General features: G+C 65.1%; 24 protein-coding genes. 12 read left to right on the forward strand and 12 right to left on the reverse strand.

Going from position 1 to position 20,059, the window contains the following annotated elements:
* Positions 1-28: 28 nt before the first annotated feature.
* Positions 29-673, reverse strand: a complete 645-nt coding sequence (gene bioD / locus GJ654_RS05665) for a dethiobiotin synthase (RefSeq protein ID WP_342394931.1) — start codon at positions 671-673, stop codon at positions 29-31.
* 26 nt (positions 674-699) lie between these two features.
* Here bioD and GJ654_RS05670 point away from each other — a divergent pair, with 26 nt between their 5' ends.
* Positions 700-1,941 (forward strand): adenosylmethionine--8-amino-7-oxononanoate transaminase, encoded by a 1,242-nt coding sequence (locus GJ654_RS05670; RefSeq protein ID WP_155445132.1) that lies wholly within the window; start codon positions 700-702, stop codon positions 1,939-1,941.
* Here GJ654_RS05670 and bioB read toward each other — a convergent pair.
* The gene (gene bioB / locus GJ654_RS05675; RefSeq protein ID WP_155445133.1) at positions 1,890-2,939 is read right to left on the reverse strand and encodes a biotin synthase BioB; all 1,050 of its coding nucleotides are present in this window, start codon (positions 2,937-2,939) and stop codon (positions 1,890-1,892) included. The genes GJ654_RS05670 and bioB overlap by 52 nt on opposite strands.
* Before the next feature lie 77 nt (positions 2,940-3,016).
* Here bioB and GJ654_RS05680 point away from each other — a divergent pair, with 77 nt between their 5' ends.
* The 3 genes from GJ654_RS05680 to GJ654_RS05690 are packed head-to-tail and all read left to right on the forward strand — an operon-like array spanning position 3,017 to position 5,608.
* Complete coding sequence (locus tag GJ654_RS05680; RefSeq protein ID WP_155445134.1) at positions 3,017-4,189, forward strand: aminotransferase class I/II-fold pyridoxal phosphate-dependent enzyme; 1,173 nt, start codon at positions 3,017-3,019, stop codon at positions 4,187-4,189.
* On the forward strand, positions 4,186-4,908 hold the full coding sequence (locus GJ654_RS05685; RefSeq protein WP_155445135.1) for an alpha/beta fold hydrolase: 723 nt from the start codon (positions 4,186-4,188) through the stop codon (positions 4,906-4,908). The genes GJ654_RS05680 and GJ654_RS05685 overlap by 4 nt, the downstream gene beginning before the upstream one ends.
* The gene (locus tag GJ654_RS05690) at positions 4,898-5,608 is read left to right on the forward strand and encodes a methyltransferase domain-containing protein (RefSeq protein WP_155445136.1); all 711 of its coding nucleotides are present in this window, start codon (positions 4,898-4,900) and stop codon (positions 5,606-5,608) included. Before GJ654_RS05685 ends, GJ654_RS05690 begins: the two co-directional genes overlap by 11 nt.
* Here the strand turns inward: GJ654_RS05690 and GJ654_RS05695 are convergent.
* From GJ654_RS05695 to GJ654_RS05715, 5 genes are all read right to left on the reverse strand, one after another.
* The gene (locus GJ654_RS05695) at positions 5,598-6,809 is read right to left on the reverse strand and encodes a molybdopterin molybdotransferase MoeA (RefSeq protein WP_155445137.1); all 1,212 of its coding nucleotides are present in this window, start codon (positions 6,807-6,809) and stop codon (positions 5,598-5,600) included. The genes GJ654_RS05690 and GJ654_RS05695 overlap by 11 nt on opposite strands.
* Positions 6,810-6,950: 141 nt before the next feature.
* Complete coding sequence (moaC, locus tag GJ654_RS05700; protein ID WP_155445138.1) at positions 6,951-7,433, reverse strand: cyclic pyranopterin monophosphate synthase MoaC; 483 nt, start codon at positions 7,431-7,433, stop codon at positions 6,951-6,953.
* Positions 7,430-8,239: an indole-3-glycerol phosphate synthase TrpC gene (trpC, locus tag GJ654_RS05705; protein ID WP_155445139.1), complete on the reverse strand. Its 810-nt coding sequence runs from the start codon at positions 8,237-8,239 to the stop codon at positions 7,430-7,432. Before trpC ends, moaC begins: the two co-directional genes overlap by 4 nt.
* Positions 8,240-8,265: 26 nt before the next feature.
* Positions 8,266-9,300 carry an anthranilate phosphoribosyltransferase gene (trpD, locus tag GJ654_RS05710; protein WP_155445140.1) on the reverse strand — a complete coding sequence of 345 codons (1,035 nt, stop codon included), beginning with the start codon at positions 9,298-9,300 and terminating at the stop codon, positions 8,266-8,268.
* Positions 9,300-9,908 carry an anthranilate synthase component II gene (locus tag GJ654_RS05715; protein WP_155445141.1) on the reverse strand — a complete coding sequence of 203 codons (609 nt, stop codon included), beginning with the start codon at positions 9,906-9,908 and terminating at the stop codon, positions 9,300-9,302. The genes trpD and GJ654_RS05715 overlap by 1 nt, the downstream gene beginning before the upstream one ends.
* Positions 9,909-10,076: 168 nt before the next feature.
* Between GJ654_RS05715 and GJ654_RS05720 the strand changes: the two genes are divergently transcribed.
* Positions 10,077-10,448, forward strand: a complete 372-nt coding sequence (locus GJ654_RS05720; RefSeq protein WP_155445143.1) for a HesB/IscA family protein — start codon at positions 10,077-10,079, stop codon at positions 10,446-10,448.
* Positions 10,449-10,458: 10 nt separating this feature from the next.
* Here GJ654_RS05720 and GJ654_RS05725 read toward each other — a convergent pair whose 3' ends face one another.
* Positions 10,459-10,650 carry a hypothetical protein gene (locus GJ654_RS05725; protein WP_155445145.1) on the reverse strand — a complete coding sequence of 64 codons (192 nt, stop codon included), beginning with the start codon at positions 10,648-10,650 and terminating at the stop codon, positions 10,459-10,461.
* Between the two features lie 194 nt (positions 10,651-10,844).
* Here GJ654_RS05725 and GJ654_RS05730 point away from each other — a divergent pair, with 194 nt between their 5' ends.
* Entirely contained in the window at positions 10,845-11,168 is a 324-nt protein-coding gene (locus GJ654_RS05730; protein WP_155445146.1) for a hypothetical protein, read from the forward strand.
* 173 nt (positions 11,169-11,341) lie between these two features.
* Here the strand turns inward: GJ654_RS05730 and GJ654_RS05735 are convergent, their stop codons facing one another.
* Positions 11,342-11,758 (reverse strand): response regulator, encoded by a 417-nt coding sequence (locus GJ654_RS05735; RefSeq protein WP_155445148.1) that lies wholly within the window; start codon positions 11,756-11,758, stop codon positions 11,342-11,344.
* Positions 11,759-11,856: 98 nt separating this feature from the next.
* Positions 11,857-12,765: a LysR family transcriptional regulator gene (locus tag GJ654_RS05740; RefSeq protein WP_155445149.1), complete on the reverse strand. Its 909-nt coding sequence runs from the start codon at positions 12,763-12,765 to the stop codon at positions 11,857-11,859.
* A 98-nt stretch (positions 12,766-12,863) separates the two neighbouring features.
* Here GJ654_RS05740 and GJ654_RS05745 point away from each other — a divergent pair, with 98 nt between their 5' ends.
* From GJ654_RS05745 to cbbX, 3 genes are all read left to right on the forward strand, one after another.
* Positions 12,864-14,324: a form I ribulose bisphosphate carboxylase large subunit gene (locus GJ654_RS05745; protein ID WP_155445151.1), complete on the forward strand. Its 1,461-nt coding sequence runs from the start codon at positions 12,864-12,866 to the stop codon at positions 14,322-14,324.
* Positions 14,325-14,535: 211 nt separating this feature from the next.
* Positions 14,536-14,928 (forward strand): ribulose bisphosphate carboxylase small subunit, encoded by a 393-nt coding sequence (locus GJ654_RS05750; RefSeq protein ID WP_155445153.1) that lies wholly within the window; start codon positions 14,536-14,538, stop codon positions 14,926-14,928.
* Between the two features lie 56 nt (positions 14,929-14,984).
* Positions 14,985-15,911 (forward strand): CbbX protein, encoded by a 927-nt coding sequence (cbbX, locus tag GJ654_RS05755; RefSeq protein WP_155445155.1) that lies wholly within the window; start codon positions 14,985-14,987, stop codon positions 15,909-15,911.
* Positions 15,912-15,956: 45 nt separating this feature from the next.
* On the opposite strand, the gene GJ654_RS05760 is transcribed toward cbbX, so the two are convergent.
* The gene (locus GJ654_RS05760; protein WP_155445157.1) at positions 15,957-16,349 is read right to left on the reverse strand and encodes a hypothetical protein; all 393 of its coding nucleotides are present in this window, start codon (positions 16,347-16,349) and stop codon (positions 15,957-15,959) included.
* Positions 16,350-16,796: 447 nt separating this feature from the next.
* On the opposite strand from GJ654_RS05760, the gene GJ654_RS05765 reads away from it, so the two are divergent.
* The 3 genes from GJ654_RS05765 to GJ654_RS05775 all read left to right on the forward strand — a co-directional run bounded on the left by GJ654_RS05765 (position 16,797) and on the right by GJ654_RS05775 (position 18,771).
* The gene (locus tag GJ654_RS05765) at positions 16,797-18,038 is read left to right on the forward strand and encodes a NupC/NupG family nucleoside CNT transporter (RefSeq protein ID WP_155445159.1); all 1,242 of its coding nucleotides are present in this window, start codon (positions 16,797-16,799) and stop codon (positions 18,036-18,038) included.
* Between the two features lie 57 nt (positions 18,039-18,095).
* Entirely contained in the window at positions 18,096-18,311 is a 216-nt protein-coding gene (locus GJ654_RS05770; RefSeq protein WP_155445161.1) for a hypothetical protein, read from the forward strand.
* A gap of 145 nt (positions 18,312-18,456) precedes the next feature.
* Positions 18,457-18,771 (forward strand): GCG_CRPN prefix-to-repeats domain-containing protein, encoded by a 315-nt coding sequence (locus tag GJ654_RS05775; protein WP_155445162.1) that lies wholly within the window; start codon positions 18,457-18,459, stop codon positions 18,769-18,771.
* A gap of 8 nt (positions 18,772-18,779) precedes the next feature.
* Here GJ654_RS05775 and GJ654_RS05780 read toward each other — a convergent pair whose 3' ends face one another.
* Entirely contained in the window at positions 18,780-20,021 is a 1,242-nt protein-coding gene (locus GJ654_RS05780) for an NAD(P)/FAD-dependent oxidoreductase (protein ID WP_155445164.1), read from the reverse strand.
* Positions 20,022-20,059: the final 38 nt, after the last annotated feature.

Genomic DNA, 20,059 nt, shown 5'->3' on the forward strand with positions numbered 1-20,059 from the left:
GTCATAATAATCCGGCAACGCCATCGGCTCACGACACCAGCAGGGATTTCAGTTCGCCGCCATCGGCGTTGCGACGCAGCGGCAGAACCGGAACCGGCAGACGCGCGGAAAGATCGGCGCAAGTGGCGGCGAACGGAACCTCCCCGCCCTCGCCCTCGCTCACCACGACGGCGGCGAGCGCAACGCCCTTGGCGCGTAAAACTTCGGCGGCGGTGAGCGTGTGGCTGATCGTTCCCAGATAATCCCCGACCACCAGAATCGCCGGACAGCCGCAGGCGACGATCCAGTCGAGCACGGTTTTCGCATCATCCAGCGGGACCATCACCCCGCCCACCCCCTCGATCAGCGCGACATCGACCCTCTCCGCCAGAAACGCCCGGCTATGGGCGAACAGCGCGTCGCAGTTCACGGACAAACCCTCGGCCGCCGCAGCCATGTTGGGGGCCAGCGGCGCAGCGAAACGCCAGGGCGACACGCGGGCGACCGCCTCAGGCGTCGCCGGTTCGCCCAGCGCCTGCAAAATGGCGCCGGTGTCGCTCTGCAAAATTTTACTCTTGTCGAAACCGGAAATAAGCGGTTTGGTCGCCGCCACCGTCCGGCCAAGCGCCCGCGCCTGCCGGATCAGCGCGCAGGTGACAAAAGTCTTGCCGATGCCGGTGCCGGTCGACGTCACGAAATAACTCTTCACAGCCGCCCTTCATGGAAAATCTGCTCGAACACGTCTGGCTTCCCTACACCCAGATGAAGACCGCCCGCCAGCCTTTGCAGGCGGTTTCCACCCTTGGCTCGGTGATCACCCTCGACGACGGGCGCGAACTGATCGACGGCATCGCCTCCTGGTGGACCGCCTGCCACGGCTACAACCACCCGCACATTTCGAAAGCCATGCAGGCGCAGCTCGAAACAATGCCGCATGTGATGTTCGGCGGCCTCGTGCATGAACCGGCGCTGCGGCTGGCGAAAAGACTGGCGGAGAAGGCGCCGGGCGATCTGTCAAGAGTGTTTTTTGTCGACAGCGGCTCCGTCGCGGTCGAGGTCGCGATGAAAATGGCGGTGCAATATTGGCTGAACCGAGGTTTTGACCGCCGCAGCCGCATGGTGTCGTTCCGCTACGGCTATCACGGCGACACCATGGCCTGCATGGCCGTCTGCGACCCCGACGAGAGCATGCACGCCCTGTTCAAGGATTATCTGCCAAAACAGATTTTGGCGGAACTCCCCGTGGACGAGGCGAGCGCGAAAGGATTCGACGCCCTTCTGGCGCGCGAGAAGCACAATGTGGCGGCCGTGCTGATCGAACCCCTGGTGCAAGGCGCCGGCGGCATGAAGATGCACGACCCCGCCACCCTGCGCCGGGTGGCGGAGATGTGCCGCAAGCACGAGATTCTGCTGATCGCCGACGAGATTTTTGTCGGTTTCGGGCGCACCGGCACATTTTTCGCCTGCGAACAGGCTGGCGTCATCCCCGACATCTTGTGCGTCGGCAAGGGGCTGACCGGCGGCGCCCTGACGCTGGCCGCGACAATCGCCCGCCCGCATGTGTTCGACGCCTTCTTGTCCGACGATCCCACCCGAGCCCTGATGCACGGCCCGACCTATATGGCCAATCCCCTCGCCTGCGCCGCCGCCAACGCCTCGCTCGACTTGTTCGAAACCGAGCCGCGCCTGGAGCAGGTCGCGGCCATCGAAGCTTTGTTGCGCGAGGGATTGGAGCCGTGCCGGAAAATGCCGGGCGTGCTGGATGTGCGGGTGAAGGGCGCGATCGGCGCGGTTCAGCTTGAAAAGCTCGACGCGCCGGGGCTGCGCCAAAAATTCGCCGAAAGGGGGTTTTGGATCCGCCCCTTCGGCGACATTGTCTATCTCACACCAGCCTTCACGATCTCCAAAGATCAGTTGGCGGCGTTGACCTCGGTCGTGTGCTCGGTGTTGTCGAGATCGTAGTGGGCTGAACGCTCCTCGATCTCTTCCGGCCGCAATCCCAGCTTCTCGATCAGCTCGCGATCGGCCGCGGCATCGTTGTTTTCGGTGGTGAGCAGCTTTTCGCCATAAAAGATCGAGTTGGCCCCGGCCATGAAGCACAGGGCCTGTCCCTCCGCGCTCATTTCCGAGCGACCCGCCGAGAGCCGCACGCGTGACTTGGGCATGGTGATGCGGGCGACGGCGATCATGCGCACCATATCAAAGGCGTCGACGGGCGGGCGTCCCTCCAGCGGCGTGCCGCGCACGGCCACCAGCGCGTTGATCGGCACGCTGTCCGGGTGTGGATTCATTTTCGACAACTCGCGGATCAGCGAGGCGCGGTCCAGCTCTTTTTCGCCCATGCCGATAATGCCGCCGCAGCAGATGCCGATGCCCTCCGCGCGAACCAAATTCAGCGTGTCCAGGCGGTCCTGATAGGTGCGGGTCGAAATGATCTCGCCGTAAAATTCCGGCGAGGTGTCGAGATTGTGATTGTAGCTGGTCAGCCCGGCTTCCGCGAGGCGCTTGGCCTGATGCGGCTTGAGCATGCCGAGGGTGACGCAGGCCTCCATATTCATGGCGCGCACGCCGCGCACCATGTCGAGCACCGCGTCGAATTCCGCGCCGTCGCGCACCGAGCGCCAGGCGGCGCCCATACAGAAGCGGGTGGCGCCGGCCTCCTTCGCCATTTGGGCGCGGCTCAGGACGTAATCGACGTCGAGTTGCGTTTCCTTGACCAGCCCGGTGGCTTTGGAAAAATGCGCGCTCTGCGGGCAGTAATGGCAATCTTCCGCGCAGCCGCCGGTCTTGATCGACAAGAGGCTCGCCAGTTGCACGGTCTGATCGTGATATTGACGATGGACCATTTGCGCGCGATGCACCAGATCGAGCAAGGGCATGGCGAACAGGGCCTCGATCTCCTCGAGGGTCCAGTCGTGGCGGACGGAGGCTTTGGCGTCAAATATCGGCTGCGCGTTCATGATGGTCTCGTCTCGGCCCGGCCGTTTCAAGGACGGCTGGCGTTTTGCGATGCGCTCTCTTATCAGACTGCGGGATAATGGCAAAAGTTGATCCCTATGAGACTTATTGCGCACAAAGGGCGGCGCAGGACCGGCTGCGGACGCTGAAGAGCGCCACGCTCACGCCGGGCGGCCGCATTGTGCGAGACGGCAAGACGCTGATCAATTTCGCCGGCAACGATTATCTGGGCCTGAGCCTGCATCCCGCGCTGATCGCCGCCAGCCGCGATTTCGCCGAAAAATACGGCGCGGGCGTCGCCGCCTCGCGTCTGGTGACCGGCGACCACCCGGTTTTTTCGGACCTCGAAGCGAAGATCGCCGCCGCCAAGCGGCAGGAGAGCGCGCTGGTGCTGGCGTCGGGCTACCAGACCAACCTCACCGTGCTCGCGGCGCTGGCGGACGCGGAGGTCATCGGACGGCCCGTGACCGTGCTCGCCGACCGGCTGGCGCATCACTCGCTGCTCCAGGGCGCACAGCTTTCGGGCGCGCGTCTGATGCGCTTCCAGCACAACGATTGCGACCATCTCGAAAAACTTTTGCGCACGCGGACGACCAAGGGCGAATTCTGCGTGATCGTCACCGAGAGCGTTTTTGGCATGGACGGCGACCTCGCCGACCTCGCGCGCATCGGCGACTTGGCAAAGAAATTCGACGCCCTGCTCTACGTGGACGAGGCCCACGCCACCGGGGTGTTCGGCGCGCGTGGTTTTGGTCTGTGCGAGGATTTCGGCGAAAAAATCGATGTCGCGATGGGCACGTTCGGCAAGGCGCTGGGCGGGTTCGGCTCCTATCTCGGCCTGCCCAAAATCTTGCGCGAATTTCTGGTCAACCGCTGCGGCGGGCTGATCTACAGCACCGGGCTGCCGCCCGCCGTGCTCGGCGCCATGGGCGCGGCGCTCGATCTCGTTCCGACGCTCGGCCCCGAGCGCGCCGCGCTGCTCGCGATGGCGGAGAGCTTGCGCGAAAAACTGCGCGGCGCCGGGTTCGATTGCGGCGCCAGCGCGTCCCAAATCATCCCGGTGATCATCGGCGGCGAGGCGGAAACGCTGGAGCTCGCGAAAAAACTGGAGGCGCGCGGGTTTCTGGTCGCCGCCATCCGCCCGCCCACCGTCCCGCCGGGCACCAGCCGGCTGCGCATCTCCCTTTCCGCCGCCCACAGCGCCGAGGACGCGGCGGCTTTGGCGGACGCCCTTTTGGAACTCGCGCGGTGAGGCTCTATTTCGTCCATGGCTGGGCGTTTGGGCCGGACTGCTTTGACGCCCTAGCAACTCTGCTTACCGACTGGCCGCAGGTCCGCGCGGATTTGGGGTTTTTCGGCGCCAAAGAAATCCCGGATTTCGCACCCGGCGATGTGCTGGTGGGCCATTCCATGGGTTTTGGCTGGGGCTTTTCGCAACGCGCCGACTGGGCGGGCGTGGTGGCGATCAACGCCTTTTCCCGCTTCGTGAAGACCGAGGACGGGCGCGGCTGCGTGCGCGCGGCGGAACTGCGCGCCCTTCGCAAAGCTTTGGCGCGCGATCCCAAGGCCTGCGTTGACGCGTTCCGCGCGCAGCACGGCGGCGGGGCCGGCGGCGCGGCAAACGTCGAGTCTCTCACCGGAGGGCTGGCGTTCCTGGAGGCCTGGGACACACTCACCCCCCGTCATTGCGAGGAGCCGCAGGCGACGACTCCATCCGGCCCGCGTGCAAGCCGCAGCGTGGATGGCTTCGCTCCGCTCGCAATGACGGCGCAGAGCTTGGCGGCGAACCCGCCTGCGCTCGTTCTCGCGGCTGAAGACGATCCTCTCGTTCCGCTGGACGCGGCGCGCGAATTGGCGCAAAGCGGCGGCGAGCTTTTTGTGAGCGCGACGGGCGGGCATGGCCTGCCCTGGACAGCGCCGGCCTTCTGCGCCGAAAAATTGAGGGATTTCTTGCGCCGTCATGGCTGGTGACGACATTATCGCCGCGTTCGATGCGGCGGCGGAGAGCTATGACGCGTGGACGCAGGTCCAGAGCGAGGTCGCGCGCGCGCTGGTGGCCCGCGCCGGCGGCGCGCCGGCAAAAATTCTCGACATCGGCGCGGGCACCGGCCACGTCACCGGGTTCGCGCGCGAAAAATGGCCGGCCGCGCACATCGCCGCGCTCGACGCCGCGCCAAAAATGCTGGCGCGGCTCAAGGCCAAGTTTGCGGAGGTCGAGACGATCCGCGCCGACGCCGCCGCCTTCTCCAGCGCCGCGCGCTACGACCTGATCCTGTCGAGCATGGCGCTGCACTGGCTGCATGATCCGACACAGGTCTTGCAGAAATGGCGGCGCCTGCTGGCGCCCGGCGGCGTGCTGCATGTGGCGACGCCGGTCGAGGGCGCGCTGCAGGAATGGCGGGAGTTTTTGCGCGCATCCGACTTGCAGGATTCGCTGTGGCCGTTTCCGCCCAAAAATTTCGCCTGTGACTGCGAGATCGTCGATTTCCCAACGCGATTTGACAGCGCGCGCGCCTTCGCCAGCAGCCTGAAAAAATCCGGCGCCCACCGCGCCGCCCCCGGCAGCCGCCCCCTGCCCGCCCCCGCCTTGCGAAAAGCGCTGGCGGGCTGGCGCGGGCCGTTCACGGCGACGTTTCGCGTCGCCTTCCTGAGGATGGACGCTATTCCGTAAGCCGCAGCACGCGCACGTCGCCGCCGCGCGCAACGGCCGGGGCGTTTTCCTCGCGCAGGATCAGGGCGTGCGAGCGCGCCAGCACCGAATTCAGCGAGGAATCCTGATCCTTTTGCGGCGTGGCGACGAGGCGGCCTTCCCCCCCCCATGCAAGGGTCGCGCGTAAAAATTCGCGGCGCGGACCGTTGGCCTTCAGGTCGGCGCCCGCCACTGCGGGTTCGAGTTTATGGCCTGCGGGCTCGCCGCACAGCGCCCGAATCATCGGCTTCAAAAAAAGCTCGCCGCAGACCACCGCCGAGACCGGATTGCCCGGCAGGCCCAGCACTCTTGTTTGGCCGATATGGCCGTGGATCAGCGGCTTGCCCGGCTTCATGTTGATCTTCCAGAACTCCAGCGCCATGCCTTCCGCCGCCAGGGCGCCACGGACAAAATCGCGGTCGCCGACTGACGCGCCGCCGATGGTGACGAGGACGTCGATGGTCATCGCCAGGGCGTTGCGAATGGCGGCCTCGATGGCTTCGGGCTGGTCGGGGGTGACGCCGAGGTCGATCGCCTCGCCGCCGCAGGCCGCGATCAGGCCAAGAACCGCATAGGCGTTGGAGGCGACGATCTGGTCCGGGCCGCGTTTCTCGCCGGGCGGAACCAGTTCGTCGCCCGTGGACAGCACCGCGATCCTGGGCCGGCGCGCGACCGGAAGCGTCGGGTGGTCGGCGGAAGCGGCGAAGGCGACATCGGCGGGCGTGAGCCGCCGTCCCGCGGGCAAAATGGTCTCGCCCTCGCGGAAATCTACGCCGGCGACGCGCACATTCTTGCCAAGCGCCACACCGGCCCGCGCGGTGACGAGATCGCCGTCGCGCTCCGCGTCTTCCTGGATCAGCACGCTGTCAGCGCCCTGTGGAAGCGGCGCGCCGGTAAAGATCCTCACGGCCTCGCCAGGGCCGCAGACGCCCTCAAAACCGGCGCCAGCGGAGGATTCACCGATTACTGTCAGCGGTCTGCCAGTGTCCTGGGCACGCAGTGCGTAACCATCCATGGCGGACAGGTTTTTGGGTGGCTGGGTGCGCAGGGCGACCAGATCGCGCGCCAGCGTCCGACCAAAAGCCTCAGCGAGCGAAACGGCCTCAAAGCCAAGCGGCTTCGCGCCGGCTAAAATGGCGGCGAGCGCGTCTTCGACGGAGAGCAGAGGCTTTCTTTCGGTCATGATTGCACCCACGGACGTCATGCCCGGCCTCGCGCCGGGCATCCACGCCGGGCCGCGCGACCGAAGCGCCTGTTATTTCGCGCTTTAGGACCGCGTGGATGGCCGGGACACGCCCAGCCATGACGGCCAGAAAATGCGTGTTCATCTTTCCCGGTGGTAATCCCCAGACTTTCCACCGGTTTTCAACAGGAGTTGCACAGATTCGATGCGCATCGCCCGGTCGGCCGCCTTGAGCATGTCGTAGATGGTCAGGCAGGCGACGGAGACCGCCGTCAGCGCCTCCATCTCCACGCCGGTCTCGCCCAGGACTTTCGCCCGCGCCGTCACGCGCAGGCCCGGCAGCGCGGGCTCAGGCGCCACGTCCACCTCGACCTTCGACAGCAGCAGCGGATGGCAGAGCGGAATCAGTTCATGGGTCTTCTTGGCGGCGAAAATCCCGGCGATGCGGGCGGTCGCGAACACATCGCCCTTCGTCGCCTGCCCCGAAAGGCACAGATCCAGCGTCTCGGGCGCCATGACCACAAAACCTTCGGCCACCGCCTCTCTCGCGGTGCGCGCCTTGGCGGAGACATCGACCATGCGCGCCTCGCCCGCCTCATTGAGGTGGGTGAGTTTCGCCGTCATGCCGATTGCTTGACCGCGCCGTTCAAGAGGTCGCGGGTGGCGGCGCCGACATCGGCCTGCCGCATCAGCGTCTCGCCGACCAGGAACACGTTGATCCCGGCCTTGCGCAACCGCAAAATGTCCTCGTGCGCGCTGATGCCGCTTTCCGCCACCACCAGCTTTTCCTTGGGGATGCGCTGGCAGAGCTGCTCGCTCAGGTCGAGCGACACCGTAAAATCGCGCAGGTTGCGGTTGTTGATGCCGACCAGCGGGGTTTCCAACGCCAGCGCCCGGTCGAGTTCGGCCTCGTCATGGGCTTCCGCCAGCACGTCCATGTTCAGGTCGTGCGCGGCGGCGTTCAGGGCCTTGGCCTCGCGGTCGGCGACGCAGGCCATGATGATCAGGATGCAATCGGCGCCGGCGGCGCGGGCCTGATAGACCTGATAGGGGTCGAACATAAAATCTTTTCGCAGCACCGGCAGGCGCACGGCGGCGCGGGCGGCGGCGAGGTCTTCCAGCTTGCCCTGGAAGGACGGGCCATCCGTGAGCACCGACAAGCAGGCGGCGCCGTTGGCCTCATAGGCGCGGGCGAGGATTGGCGGATCGAAATCGGCGCGAATCAGGCCCTTGGACGGGCTCGCCTTCTTCACTTCGGCGATCAGGGCGGGCAGTCCGGCCGAAACCTTGTCGCGCAGCGCGCGCACAAAACCGCGCGGCGGATCGGCTTCGCGCAACTTCCGCTCCAGAGTGGCCATGGGCACACGCACCTTGGCCTCGGAAATCTCGGTGCGCTTGTAGGCTTCGATCTTGCGCAAAATATCGGACATGGAGCGCGTGTTTCCTCGATGGCTTGTCAACAAACGATGTGTTCTGTCGCCTCTTTGCTGGTTCTTATCAGATTTTCCAGCGTATCATGTGCTTTTCCGCTGTCCAGCGCCGCTTCCGCGCGGCGCGCGCCATCCTTCAACGCCTCGGCCTCGCCCGCCACCACCAAAGCGGCGGCGGCGTTGAGCACGGCGATGTCGCGATACGCATTCTTCGCGCCATTGAGAACGGCGCGCAGGGCCGCGGCGTTATGGGCGGGATCGCCGCCGCGCAAATCGGCCATTTGCGCACGCGCAAGACCGGCCTCCTCCGGGGTCACGATAAACCGGCGCATCCGGCCGCCATCCAGCTCCAGAATGTCCGTCGGCCCCGTGGTGGTGATCTCGTCGAGACCGTCGGCGCCATGGGCGACCCACAGCTTTTCGGCGCCGAGCGCATCCATGGTCTTGGCGATGTAATCCATCCATTTGGCGTCGGCGACGCCGATCAGCGCGCGCGTGACGCCGGCGGGGTTGGAGAGCGGCCCCAGCAGGTTGAACAGGGTGCGCACCCCCAGCTCCTTGCGGATCGGCGCCACCAGCGCCATGGCGGGATGATGCGCCTGCGCCGTCATGAAGCCGATGTTGCACGCATGCAGGCATTTTTCCACGACGTCGGGCGGGATGCCGATGCGCACGCCCAGACCCGTCAAGACGTCGGAGGCGCCGGAAAACGACGACGCGGCGCGATTGCCGTGCTTGGCCACGGGCACGCCGCAGGCGGCGACGATGATCGCGGCGAGCGTCGAAATGTTATAGGTCTGCGCGCCGTCGCCGCCGGTGCCGACCACGTCGATGGCGCCGGGCGGGGCCGTGACCCGCAACATGCGGGCGCGCATGGCCGAGACCGCGCCGGTCAGTTCGTCCAGCGACTCGCCGCGCACGCGCAAACCCATCAGGAAGGCGCCGACCTGCGCCGGCGTCGCCTCGCCCGAGAGGATCAGGCCGAACGCTTTTTCCGCTTCGGCGCGGCCAAGCGAGGAACTTTCCGAAACGCGCGCGAGAAAGGGCTTGAACGCCTCCATCACGTCCTCCGCTTGGCGGTGTTCCACTTGCGCGCGAGGTCCAGAAAATTCTTCAGCAGCGCATGGCCATGCTCGGAGGCGATGCTTTCGGGATGGAACTGCACGCCGTGAACGGGATGGGTGATGTGCGACAGGCCCATGATCAAGCCATCGGGCGTTTGCGCGGTCACCGCGAGCTCGGTCGGCAGGCTGTCGCGCCGCACGACCAGAGAATGGTAGCGCGTCGCCTTGTATGGAGTCGGCAGGCCATGAAAGACAGTTTCGCCGGTGTGATGAATTTCGGCGATTTTGCCATGGATCGGGCTCGGCGCGCGCACCACCTCACCGCCAAACACCTCGCCAATGGCCTGATGGCCGAGGCAGACGCCGAACAGCGGGATTTTTTCCTTTGCCGCGCGGATCAGGTCGCAGCAAATGCCGGCCTCGCGCGGCGTGCAGGGGCCTGGCGACAGCACAAGGCAATCCGGGTCTTCGCCCATCACCTGTTCGACCGTGGTCTGGTCGTTGCGCACCACCTTCACCTTGGCGCCGAGCGCGCCGAAGTAATGCACGAGATTGAAGGTGAAGGAATCGTAGTTGTCGATCAGCGTGACGGAAACGGAAGTCATGACAGCCTCGTTGGGACGGCTGTTTTGGGCGCGCGCGCAAGCGAAGTCAATGCGACGGAGGACTGGCTTGGTCGGGACCGCGCGTGATGGCGGACAGGCGCCGGCCTGCCTTTCCAAAGGCGGAGGCGCGCCCTATATCTCAGGGGCAAGCGAAATTTGGAGCAGGATATGGCCGGACGCCCCGTGATGACACTCACCGACGCAGCTGCGGCGCGCGTGAAGGCTCTGATGGACAAGGCCGGCGGCCTCGCCTTGCGCGTCGGCGTGAAGAACGGGGGATGCGCCGGCATGTCCTACACGGTGGAAATGGCGGAGGAGCAAAAACCCGGCGAACTGCTCGTGGAAGACAAGGGGGCGAAGGTTCTGATCGACCCCAAGGCCGTGCTGTTCCTGATCGGCGCGCAGATGGATTTCGAGACGACGAGAATGTCGTCCACCTTCACGTTCAAGAATCCCAACGAAACCTCGTCCTGCGGCTGCGGCGAATCCGTGGCGATCACGCCGGTGTCGGAAGAGGCGCTGGGTCAGTTCGCCGGCTGAGACGCCCGTCTCAGCGGTAGCGGCAGCCGTGGCGATAGTGGCAGCGGCGATGGTGGGGGTACAGAAAGCTTGGCCCCACACAATGGCGATACCAATGATAGCCGGTTTCGCCCATGCGATAGCATCCGGCATAGGCGGTGTCGGTCGCAAGGCTGACGCCAAAAAGCGTCGCCGCGAACACGGCGATTTTCACGATTTTCAATTCAATCTCCCTTGATGACACGGCATGTGACCGAGAATTAACCGCACAACCCCCGGAAAGTTGCGGGGCGGCGGCCGGCGCGCTCCCGAGATTTAACGAATTGACCGATTGCATTTGCGCGATTGACGTAACGTCATCTCAAATCGGCGTCGCTAGTGTTGCGAAATGATATTCGACGAAAATGGACTCTCGCCATGCCGCTGCATATCCCGACCGGACTGCTGATCTTCGCGTCCACCGCTCTCATCTTGGGCTTCATGATTTCGGCGGCGCACAGGGCCGATGACGCGCTTCCGCCGAGCCAGCGCGCCTCGCGCTCGCTGCTGCGAACCTCCGCCGACGCGCTGTTCTTCTGGATCAGCGACGATTTCCGCTATCTGATCGCCTATCCCTGGCTCATCTTCGCGCTCATCGTCGTGGTTGCTTATGCCGCGCCCTATTCCTGGCCGGCGCAGGTGTATCATTGCGACGGCGACGCGCTGCGCTGCCTGGGGTTCTATGATCTCAGGCGCGCGTGACGGGCCGGAGCCGCCTCGCCTTACGCCGAGTCCGACGCCCGTCTGTCCTGGAGTCTTGTTTTGACGCGTTGTCTTCACGCGCACCGGCATCCACTTCGCTCGAAAACGCTTTAGTCTTTTGTTTTGACGCGTTTTCTTCACGCGAACCGGCATCCACTTCGCTCGAAAACGCTTTAAGCAGCGTCGGCGTCGCCACGATCGAGCGGAGCGGCGGAGGTTTCGCCTTGCACGACGTCAAGCACGGCGGACAACAGCTCTCGGATGCCGACGGGCTTGCACAGCACGCGATCCGCGCCCGCCTGTTTCGCCTCTTCCAGAAGCAGCCCCCGCGGCAGACGGAGCCCGCCGCCGGTGATCGCGACGACCGGCAAGTCGGCATAAAGGGCGCGCACGAACTGGATCAGTTTCACGCCATCGGTTTGCGGCATGCAGAGCTCGGTGATCAGAACGTCCGGCCTCGATCGCGACAACGCCTCGATGACGTCGCTCGCGGAGGCGCACTCGGTCACCTCATGGCCGCCGCGCGCCAGAAACTTGCGCAACACCATGCGGACAGCGGCATTATCGTCGAGAAGCAAAATGGCCGACATGGGCGGAGCCGAATCCCACAAGACCGCGATATCCGCGAGAGTGGCGTCCGGCTCAAGTCCGCGGAAGGCTAAGGCCGTAAAACGCAACGATTAACATGTTAATCGGCGGGCGCGTTGTCGCGTTTTTCCTTCAACATTTCGAGGAACGCGCGCGCCGGCGGCGACAGTTTCTTCGCCCGGAGATGCGCCACATACCATTGCCGCGCGATGGGAAAACCCTGCACATCGAGTTCGCTCAAACGCCCCGAGGCGGCGTCCAGCGCCAGCACGTGACGCGACAGCGCGGTGAGCCCGAGGCCCGCCGCCACCACCTGCTTGATCGTCTCGTCCGAGCCCAGGCTCATGCGCACTGGCGGGCTCACCCCGTGCCGCTCGAAAAACCGCTCGATGGCCTGCCGCGTGCCCGAACCGGCCTCGCGCAGGATGAACGGCTCCTGCGCCAGCCGCTGCGGCGCGATGCGCTTTTCGCCGCACAGCGGATGATCCGACGGGGCGATGACGACAAGCGGGTTTTCGGCGACCGGAAAGGCGACGACATCCAGTTCTTCGGGCACGAGCCCCATAATGTAGAGGTCGTCGAGATTTTCGCGCATGCGATGCAGGATCTGGTCGCGGTTGACCACCTCCAGCTCGAAGGTGATGTTGGTGTGGGCGCGGCAGAAATCGCCGATCAGCCGTGTGGCGAAATAGCGCGCCGTGGTGATCATGGCGACGCGCAGGGTTCCGCGCTCCAGGCCCTGCATGTCCGCGATTTCCATGCCAAGCAGGTCGAGCCGCTCGACCATTTCGCGCGCGGCGACCGCTACCGCCCTGCCCGCCTCGGTCAAGAACAGTTTTTTTCCGACCTGCTCATGCAGCGCAACCCCAAAGCTGTCGGCGAGTTGCTTGATCTGAATGGAAAAGGCCGACGGGGTCATGTGCAGCTGCTCAGCCGCCCGCGTCATGTTCATCGTGCGCGCCAGCGCGGCGAACAGCCGTAGCTGGTGGAGCGTGATCCGTCGCAGCATCGTTTCACCCTAGTATGAAATGACGTTCAAAACAATGAACTTAAACAAAACGCGCTCCCGGCGTATCTTTGATCCAGATCAAGAAAGGGGACGCAAGGATGGAGACGAACAAGGAAATCAAGGGCAAGGAGCGCTACAAGGCCGGCGTGCTGAAATATGCGCAGATGGGCTACTGGAACGGCGAATACGAGCCCAAGCCCACCGACATCATCGCCCTGTTCCGCATCACCCCGCAGGAGGGCGTGGACCCCATCGAGGCGGCGGCCGCCGTCGCCGGCGAATCCTCCACCGCGACCTGGACGGTGGTGTGGACCGACCGCCTCACCGCCTGCGACAGCTATCGCGCCAAGGCCTATCGCGTGGACCCGGTTCCCGGACAGCCCGGCCAGTATTTCGTTTACGTCGCCTATGACTACATTCTGTTCGAGGAAGGCTCGATCGCCAACCTGACCGCCTCGATCATCGGCAACGTCTTCTCGTTCAAGCCGCTCAAGGCCGCGCGCCTCGAAGACATGTATTTCCCGCCGGCCTACGTCAAAACTTTTAGGGGCCCGCCGACCGGGATCGTCGTCGAGCGCGAGCGCCTGGACAAATTCGGCCGTCCCCTGCTCGGCGCCACCACCAAACCGAAGCTGGGGCTATCAGGCAAGAACTACGGCCGCGTGGTCTATGAAGGCCTCAAGGGCGGCCTCGACTTCATGAAGGACGACGAAAACATCAATTCGCAGCCGTTCATGCATTGGCGCGACCGTTTTCTCTACTGCATGGAGGCGGTCAACAAGGCGACCGCCGAGACCGGCGAGGTCAAGGGCCATTATCTCAACGTCACCGCCGGCACGATGGAGGAAATGTATCGCCGCGCCGAATTCGCCAAGCAACTCGGCTCGGTGATCGTGATGATCGACCTGGTGATCGGCTATACCGCGATCCAGTCCATGGCGGAATGGTGCCGGCAGAACGACATGGTGCTGCATCTGCACCGCGCCGGGCACGGGACTTACACGCGGCAGAAGAACCACGGCATTTCCTTCCGCGTGATCGCCAAATGGATGCGTCTCGCGGGCGTCGACCACATCCACGCCGGCACCGCCGTCGGCAAGCTCGAAGGCGACCCCAAGACCGTGCAGGGCTTTTACAACGTCTGCCGGGACTCGTTCACGCGCCAGGATTTTGAGCGCGGCGTGTTCTTCGACCAGGACTGGTGCGACATCCGAAAAGTCATGCCGGTGGCCTCGGGCGGCATCCACGCGGGGCAGATGCACCAGTTGCTGGACCTGTTCGGCGACGACGTGGTGTTGCAGTTCGGCGGCGGCACCATCGGCCATCCCATGGGCATTCAGGCTGGCGCGATCGCCAACCGCGTGGCGCTCGAAGCCATGGTGCTCGCCCGCAACGAGGGCCGCGACATCGCGACCGAAGGCCCGGAAATTCTCCGCGCAGCCGCCAAGTGGTGCAAACCCCTTGAGGCCGCCTTGGACACCTGGGGCAACATCACCTTCAACTACGCCTCGACGGACACGTCGGATTTCGTCCCGACCCCGGCGGTGGCGGCGGAATAAGAGCGCCCAGTGCGGAACCACAGAACTCCGCGCGCCACGCATCTCTATGCCGTCATGGCCGGGCTTGTCCCGGCCATCCACGCGGCGCCCCAACGCAGACGCCGCAGAATTTTCCCTTCGGTTCGGCGTGGATGCCCGGACAAGCCCGGGCATGACGCTCACCGGATGAATCGACGCCGCGAACGCACCATCCCCCTTTGGAGCCACCCCCATGCGCATCACCCAGGGCTGTTTCTCTTTCCTGCCCGACCTCACCGACGACCAAATCCGCGCGCAAATCGATTATTGCCTGCGCAACGACTGGGCCATCGGCATCGAATACACCGACGATCCTCATCCTCGGAACACCTACTGGGACATGTGGGGCAATCCCATGTTCGACCTGAAGGACGCCGCCGGCGTGATGATGGAGCTCGACGCCTGCCGCAAAGCCAATCCGGACGTCTATATAAAACTGATCGCCTTCGATTCCACGCGCGGTTTCGAGACCGTCCGCACCGCCTTCATCGTGCAACGGCCGAAGGTGGAGCCGCGTTTCTCCATGACCCGCACCGACGTGCGTGGCCGCTCGATGAACTACACGCTCTCGACCGTGCAGCCGTAACTCCCCGAGGGGGTCGGCGTCCTCCCCCGCCGGCCCCCCTTTTTTGGAACGAGCCCATGCCCCAAGCCGAAGTTCTGCCGGTCGAAACGCCCGAAAAAATCGATCTCGCCGAGGATTTCCAAGCCTCGGGGGTCGCCGACATCTTGCGCGAACTGGACGAGGAGCTGATCGGCCTCGCGCCCGTCAAACAGCGCATCCGCGAGACGGCGGCGCTGCTTCTCGTCGACCGCGCGCGCAAAAAACTCGGCCTGGCGCACGAGACCCCGACGCTGCATATGAGCTTTACCGGCAATCCCGGCGTGGGAAAAACCACGGTGGCGCTCAAAATGGCCGGCCTGCTCCACCGTCTCGGCTATGTCCGCAAAGGCCATCTGGTGTCGGTGACGCGCGACGACCTCGTCGGCCAATACATCGGCCACACCGCGCCGAAAACGCGCGAAGTCCTGAAAAAAGCCATGGGCGGCGTGCTGTTCATCGACGAGGCCTATTATCTCTACAAGCCCGACAACGAGCGCGACTACGGCCAGGAGGCGATCGAAATCCTGTTGCAGGTGATGGAGAACCATCGCGACGATCTCGTGGTGATCCTCGCCGGCTATGCCGACCGCATGGACAATTTCTTCAAGTCCAATCCCGGCTTTCGCTCGCGCATCGCCCACCACATCGAATTCCCCGACTACAGCGACGAGGAACTGCTGCGCATCTCGCAAGCCATGCTGGCGGCCAACGAATATCGCTTCGACCCCGCAGGCGTGGAGGCCATGCGCGCCTATATCGCTGCGCGCCGGGGGCAGCCGCATTTCGCTAACGCCCGCTCGATCCGCAATGCGCTCGACCGCGCGAGACTGCGGCAGGCCAATCGCCTGTTCGAATCGGGCGCGCCCGTGGACGCCGCGACGCTGTCGACCCTGACCGCCGCCGACATCAACGCCTCCAGGGTTTTTGCCGGCGGCCTCGCCCACGAGCGCAGCGCGGCGCAATAACGAAAAAAGCCGCCTTTCGGCGGCTTTAAATTTTGGAGTCGTCCGTCACTCCGCCGGTTCGACCGGAATCTTCTTCTCGGCCGGCGCCTCCTTGCGCTCCGGCAAAGCCGTGTCGCTCACCATACTGCCGAGCACGCCGACGCCGAGCCGATGCAGCAGGACGGTGCGGCCGTTGGCGAAGCGCACGCCGTCATGGTGCAGCCCCTCGTCGATGCGGGCGAACACGATGGTCTCGATCGGCCCGACGCCGAGTTCAAGCTGCAACTCGGGCGGCAGGTTCTCGAGGGTCAACTTCGTGCCATAGGTGACGCAGACGGCGGTGGTGCAGTCGCCGGGCGCGGCAAAACCCATGGAGCCGCTGGGGAAACGGGTGGTCACATAGACTTCGTTTTCCTGGGCCTGGCGGGTCGCATAGAATTCAAGCGAATAGTCGCACATTGTGAAGCTCCAAGCTTGGCGTTGCCCCGTCCGCCAAAAGCTCGCCCCCGAATGCGGGGCGGCGCGCGTCTTGCGCTTTTGGCCGGCTCGCCCGGACGAGGCTTGGGAGGCGGGGGCCTTTGCCACACCTAACCAGCGACAGCGCAAAAAGTTGCAGCCCCGGTTCCCCAGATCATGCGCGGCGGCGCCGGACTGCGGCGCAAAAAGAAAAGCCGCCTTGCGGCGGCTGCTGCGGGTTATGGCGGGGGCATCTTCCGTTGACCCGAAGTCCGGTCGAGCGAATTGTTCTTACCTTCTCTCCCCTGGTAACCTTCGCCCGATCCCCGGCTTTGCGCCGGAGTCCAGATGACCGTCCCCCAGATTGGTCTCAAGCTTGACCCGAGGCAATTGCGTACTATTACGCAATAGCGCCGCGTCGACGGCGGCCTCATACTCACGCGCCCCACCATGCATCTGCTTCACGGCTGCCTCGCCCTCATCGCCCTGCTCGGCCTCGCCGCCCTCCTCAGCGAGGACCGTCGCGCCATTTCCCCGCGCGTCGTCGTCGCCGGCGTCGCCCTGCAGGCGGCGCTCGCCGTGCTGCTGCTCAAAATTCCAGCGGCGTCGAGCGCGATGGCCTTCCTCGCGCAAGGGGTGGGCGCGCTCGACCGCGCCACCGAGGCGGGCACCAGCTTTGTCTTCGGCTATGTCGGCGGCGGCACCCTTCCCTTCGAGCTCAACGGCAAGGGCTCGCCCCTGTCGCTGGCCTTTCGGGTCTTTCCGATGATCCTCGTGGTCTGCGCGCTGGCGTCGCTGCTGTTCCATTGGGGTTTGTTGCAACGCGTGGTCGCCGGAATGGCCTTCGTCCTGCGCCGAACCATCGGCGTCGGCGGGGCGCTGGGAACCGGGGCCGCCGTCAATGTCTTCGTCGGCATGGTGGAAGCGCCGATCCTGGTGCGGCCCTATCTCGCCAACATGCATCGCGGCGAGATTTTCTGCCTGATGAGCGTGGGCATGGCGGGAATCGCCGGCACGGTGATGGCGATCTACGGCCACATTCTTCAGCCGATCCTGCCCGACGCCTTCGCCCATGTGCTCACCGCCGCGCTGATTTCGGCGCCCGCCGCCATCGCCGTGGCCGCCCTGATGATCCCTTTCCCGGCCAAAGCCGAGCCGGAAAAGCCGCTCGTCCTCGCCGACCCGCCGCGCAACGCGCTGGAGGCGATTTCGCGCGGGACCAGCGACGGCATCGTCATCCTCGCCAATGTGCTGGCCTCGATCATCGTGCTGCTGGCGCTGGTGGCGCTGGTCAATGCGGGGCTGGGCGCCCTGCCCGACGTGCTAGGCGAAAAGCTGTCGCTGCAACGGCTGTTTTCCCTGGGGTTCTGGCCGTTCGCCTGGCTGATCGGCATTGAAACCGCCGATCTCGCGACCGCGGCAAAACTGCTGGGCGAAAAAACCGTGCTGAACGAATTCGTCGCCTTCCTCGATCTGGCGCGCGAAACCTCCTTGAGCCCGCGCTCGCGGCTGATCCTCACCTATGCGCTGTGCGGCTTCGCCAATTTCGGCTCGCTGGGCATCATGGTCGGCGGCTTGAGCGTCATGGCGCCCGAGCGCAAGCACGACATCATCGCCATGAGTTTTCGCGCGCTGGTGGCGGGAACGCTCGCCTCGCTGATGGGCGGCGCGCTGATCGGCGCCTTGACCTGATCCATTTCCCGCCATTTTTTTGTGCGACTGAAACGCCTCCCCAGGGACTTGGACGCCATGAATTCCTATCCACGCATTGACGCTCCGCTGTTTGAGATCGGTCGCGATCCCGGCGGCCACTGGCTGGCGCGCAGCGCCGACGGGCGCGAAGGCGGCGTGTTCGTCAGCCGCGACGAGGCCGAAAAATTCGCCAGGAGTCGCGGCGGCGCCGTCGCCAACGCGCGCGAGCCCCTCACCCTCTGGCGCAAGACCTCGCGCGAGTCCGCGTTTTGAAACCGGGCGTTAACGAAATCGCAGCGTCGCCGCGACCCCGACGCGATTTTGCCCGTTTTGGTTCAGAGCGCGTTCAGCGGCAAAGCCTAACCTGAATGCGTTCCACGGCGGGCCAAGCAAAAGGCCGCCAACAAGGAGGAACCCGATGATCTCGAATTTCAGATCGCTCGTTGTCGCCGTCGCCCTGGCGGGCGCGGGGTTTGCCGGCGTGTCGCAGGCGAGCGCCCTGCCGCTGGCCGGCGCCCCGGCCGCCGCCGCGCCGGTCGAGCAGGTCCGCTGGGGCTGCGGCCCGGGATGGCATCCCAACCCCTGGGGCCGCTGCGTGCCGAACGGATATTGGCGGCCCAGGCCCTATTGGGGCCCCAGGCCGTATTGGGGCCCCAGGCCCTTTTATGGACCCAGGCCCTTTTATGGACCGCGTCCCTTCTATGGTCCGCGTCCCTATTACCGCGGTTGGTGATCGGACGCTCAGAACCGCTCGATTGAAAAGGGCGAGGGATCGGCGAACGGCTGTTCGCCGGTCATCATTTCCGCCAGCAACCGGCCACAGACCGCCGACAGGGTGAGGCCGTGGTGCTGGTGGCCGAAATTGAACCATAAGCCCTTGTGGCGCGGCGCGGGGCCGAGCACCGGCAGCATGTCCGGCAGGCAGGGCCGGCGTCCCATCCAGGGCGTTGGCTCGATGCGCGCGCCCAGCGGAAAAAGCTCGCGCGCAAAAATCTCGCTTTGCTCGACCTGGGTGTAATCCGGCGGCGCGTCGCGTCGCGCGAATTCCGCGCCGGTTGTGAGGCGTATGCCTTGCGCCATCGGCGCCAGCAGATAGCCGCGATCGGCGTCGAGCACCGGACGCGACAGGCTCGCCTGCGCCTGCGCGCGAAAATGGCGGTGGTAGCCGCGCTTCACCGCGAACGGAATTTTGTAGCCGAGCGGCGCCAGCGCCAGATCGGACCACGGCCCGAGACAAAGAACCATTTCGCGGGCGAGCAGCGGCCCCTGAACCGTCTCGACGCCAAACCCGCGTGTCGCGGGCCGCATCGTCACCGCGTCGCCCTGCAAGAACCGCCCGCCCCGCGCCTCGAACAATCTTAAATAGCCAAGCGTGAGCGCCTGCGGGTCGGAAACGGACGCAGGATCGAGGTAATGGACAGCGCCCGTAAAAACCTCGCGCAAAAAGGGCTCGACCTGCCTGAGCGCCGGGGCGTCGAGCACCGCCGCCTTGAGCCCGAACGGTTTCAGCGCTTCCGCCGCTCCACGGCCTTCAGCAAAGCTCGCCTCGTCGCGAAAAATCTTGAGCCAGCCGGTCTTGCGCAAGAGATGCTGAACGCCGGCGTCGGCCATCAGCTTCTCATGCTCGTCGAGGCAGGCCTCGATCAGCGGGCGGATCGACAGGGCGTGATCGAGCGCGCGACGCGGCGCGCTTTCGACGAAATAGCGGTAGAGAAAGGGGGCGAGGCCCGGCAGGTCGCGCAGGTTGTAGCGCGCCTCGTTCAGCCCGTTGACGGCATAGACCGCGAGTTTTCGAACATCCCTCGGGAACAGGTAGGGAAAAATGGTGGCGCGCTCGATGATGCCGGCATTGCCGAACGACGTCTCCTCGCCGGCGCCGCGCCGGTCGACCAGGACCACCTCGCGCCCGCGCCTCTGCAAGTGCAGCGCGGCGGCGACCCCGACAATGCCGGCTCCGAGCACGGCGACATCCGTTTTCATCATGGCGAAAACCTTGCAATGCGCGGGCCAACTGGACCGCA

Source organism: Rhodoblastus acidophilus (genome assembly GCF_009720655.1).
GTDB classification, from domain to species: domain Bacteria; phylum Pseudomonadota; class Alphaproteobacteria; order Rhizobiales; family Beijerinckiaceae; genus Rhodoblastus; species Rhodoblastus acidophilus_A.

Excerpts from the sequence above, each read along its gene's own strand:
- GJ654_RS05670 (WP_155445132.1), top strand. The coding sequence starts at position 700 with ATGGAAAATCTGCTCGAACACGTCTGGCTTCCCTACACCCAGATGAAG.
- bioB (WP_155445133.1), bottom strand. The coding sequence starts at position 2,939 with ATGAACGCGCAGCCGATATTTGACGCCAAAGCCTCCGTCCGCCACGAC.
- GJ654_RS05680 (WP_155445134.1), top strand. The coding sequence starts at position 3,017 with ATGGCAAAAGTTGATCCCTATGAGACTTATTGCGCACAAAGGGCGGCG.
- GJ654_RS05690 (WP_155445136.1), top strand. The coding sequence starts at position 4,898 with ATGGCTGGTGACGACATTATCGCCGCGTTCGATGCGGCGGCGGAGAGC.
- GJ654_RS05695 (WP_155445137.1), bottom strand. The coding sequence starts at position 6,809 with ATGACCGAAAGAAAGCCTCTGCTCTCCGTCGAAGACGCGCTCGCCGCC.
- moaC (WP_155445138.1), bottom strand. The coding sequence starts at position 7,433 with ATGACGGCGAAACTCACCCACCTCAATGAGGCGGGCGAGGCGCGCATG.
- trpC (WP_155445139.1), bottom strand. The coding sequence starts at position 8,239 with ATGTCCGATATTTTGCGCAAGATCGAAGCCTACAAGCGCACCGAGATT.
- trpD (WP_155445140.1), bottom strand. The coding sequence starts at position 9,300 with ATGGAGGCGTTCAAGCCCTTTCTCGCGCGCGTTTCGGAAAGTTCCTCG.
- GJ654_RS05715 (WP_155445141.1), bottom strand. The coding sequence starts at position 9,908 with ATGACTTCCGTTTCCGTCACGCTGATCGACAACTACGATTCCTTCACC.
- GJ654_RS05720 (WP_155445143.1), top strand. The coding sequence starts at position 10,077 with ATGGCCGGACGCCCCGTGATGACACTCACCGACGCAGCTGCGGCGCGC.
- GJ654_RS05730 (WP_155445146.1), top strand. The coding sequence starts at position 10,845 with ATGCCGCTGCATATCCCGACCGGACTGCTGATCTTCGCGTCCACCGCT.
- GJ654_RS05735 (WP_155445148.1), bottom strand. The coding sequence starts at position 11,758 with ATGTCGGCCATTTTGCTTCTCGACGATAATGCCGCTGTCCGCATGGTG.
- GJ654_RS05740 (WP_155445149.1), bottom strand. The coding sequence starts at position 12,765 with ATGCTGCGACGGATCACGCTCCACCAGCTACGGCTGTTCGCCGCGCTG.
- GJ654_RS05745 (WP_155445151.1), top strand. The coding sequence starts at position 12,864 with ATGGAGACGAACAAGGAAATCAAGGGCAAGGAGCGCTACAAGGCCGGC.
- GJ654_RS05750 (WP_155445153.1), top strand. The coding sequence starts at position 14,536 with ATGCGCATCACCCAGGGCTGTTTCTCTTTCCTGCCCGACCTCACCGAC.
- cbbX (WP_155445155.1), top strand. The coding sequence starts at position 14,985 with ATGCCCCAAGCCGAAGTTCTGCCGGTCGAAACGCCCGAAAAAATCGAT.
- GJ654_RS05760 (WP_155445157.1), bottom strand. The coding sequence starts at position 16,349 with ATGTGCGACTATTCGCTTGAATTCTATGCGACCCGCCAGGCCCAGGAA.
- GJ654_RS05765 (WP_155445159.1), top strand. The coding sequence starts at position 16,797 with ATGCATCTGCTTCACGGCTGCCTCGCCCTCATCGCCCTGCTCGGCCTC.
- GJ654_RS05770 (WP_155445161.1), top strand. The coding sequence starts at position 18,096 with ATGAATTCCTATCCACGCATTGACGCTCCGCTGTTTGAGATCGGTCGC.
- GJ654_RS05775 (WP_155445162.1), top strand. The coding sequence starts at position 18,457 with ATGATCTCGAATTTCAGATCGCTCGTTGTCGCCGTCGCCCTGGCGGGC.
- GJ654_RS05780 (WP_155445164.1), bottom strand. The coding sequence starts at position 20,021 with ATGATGAAAACGGATGTCGCCGTGCTCGGAGCCGGCATTGTCGGGGTC.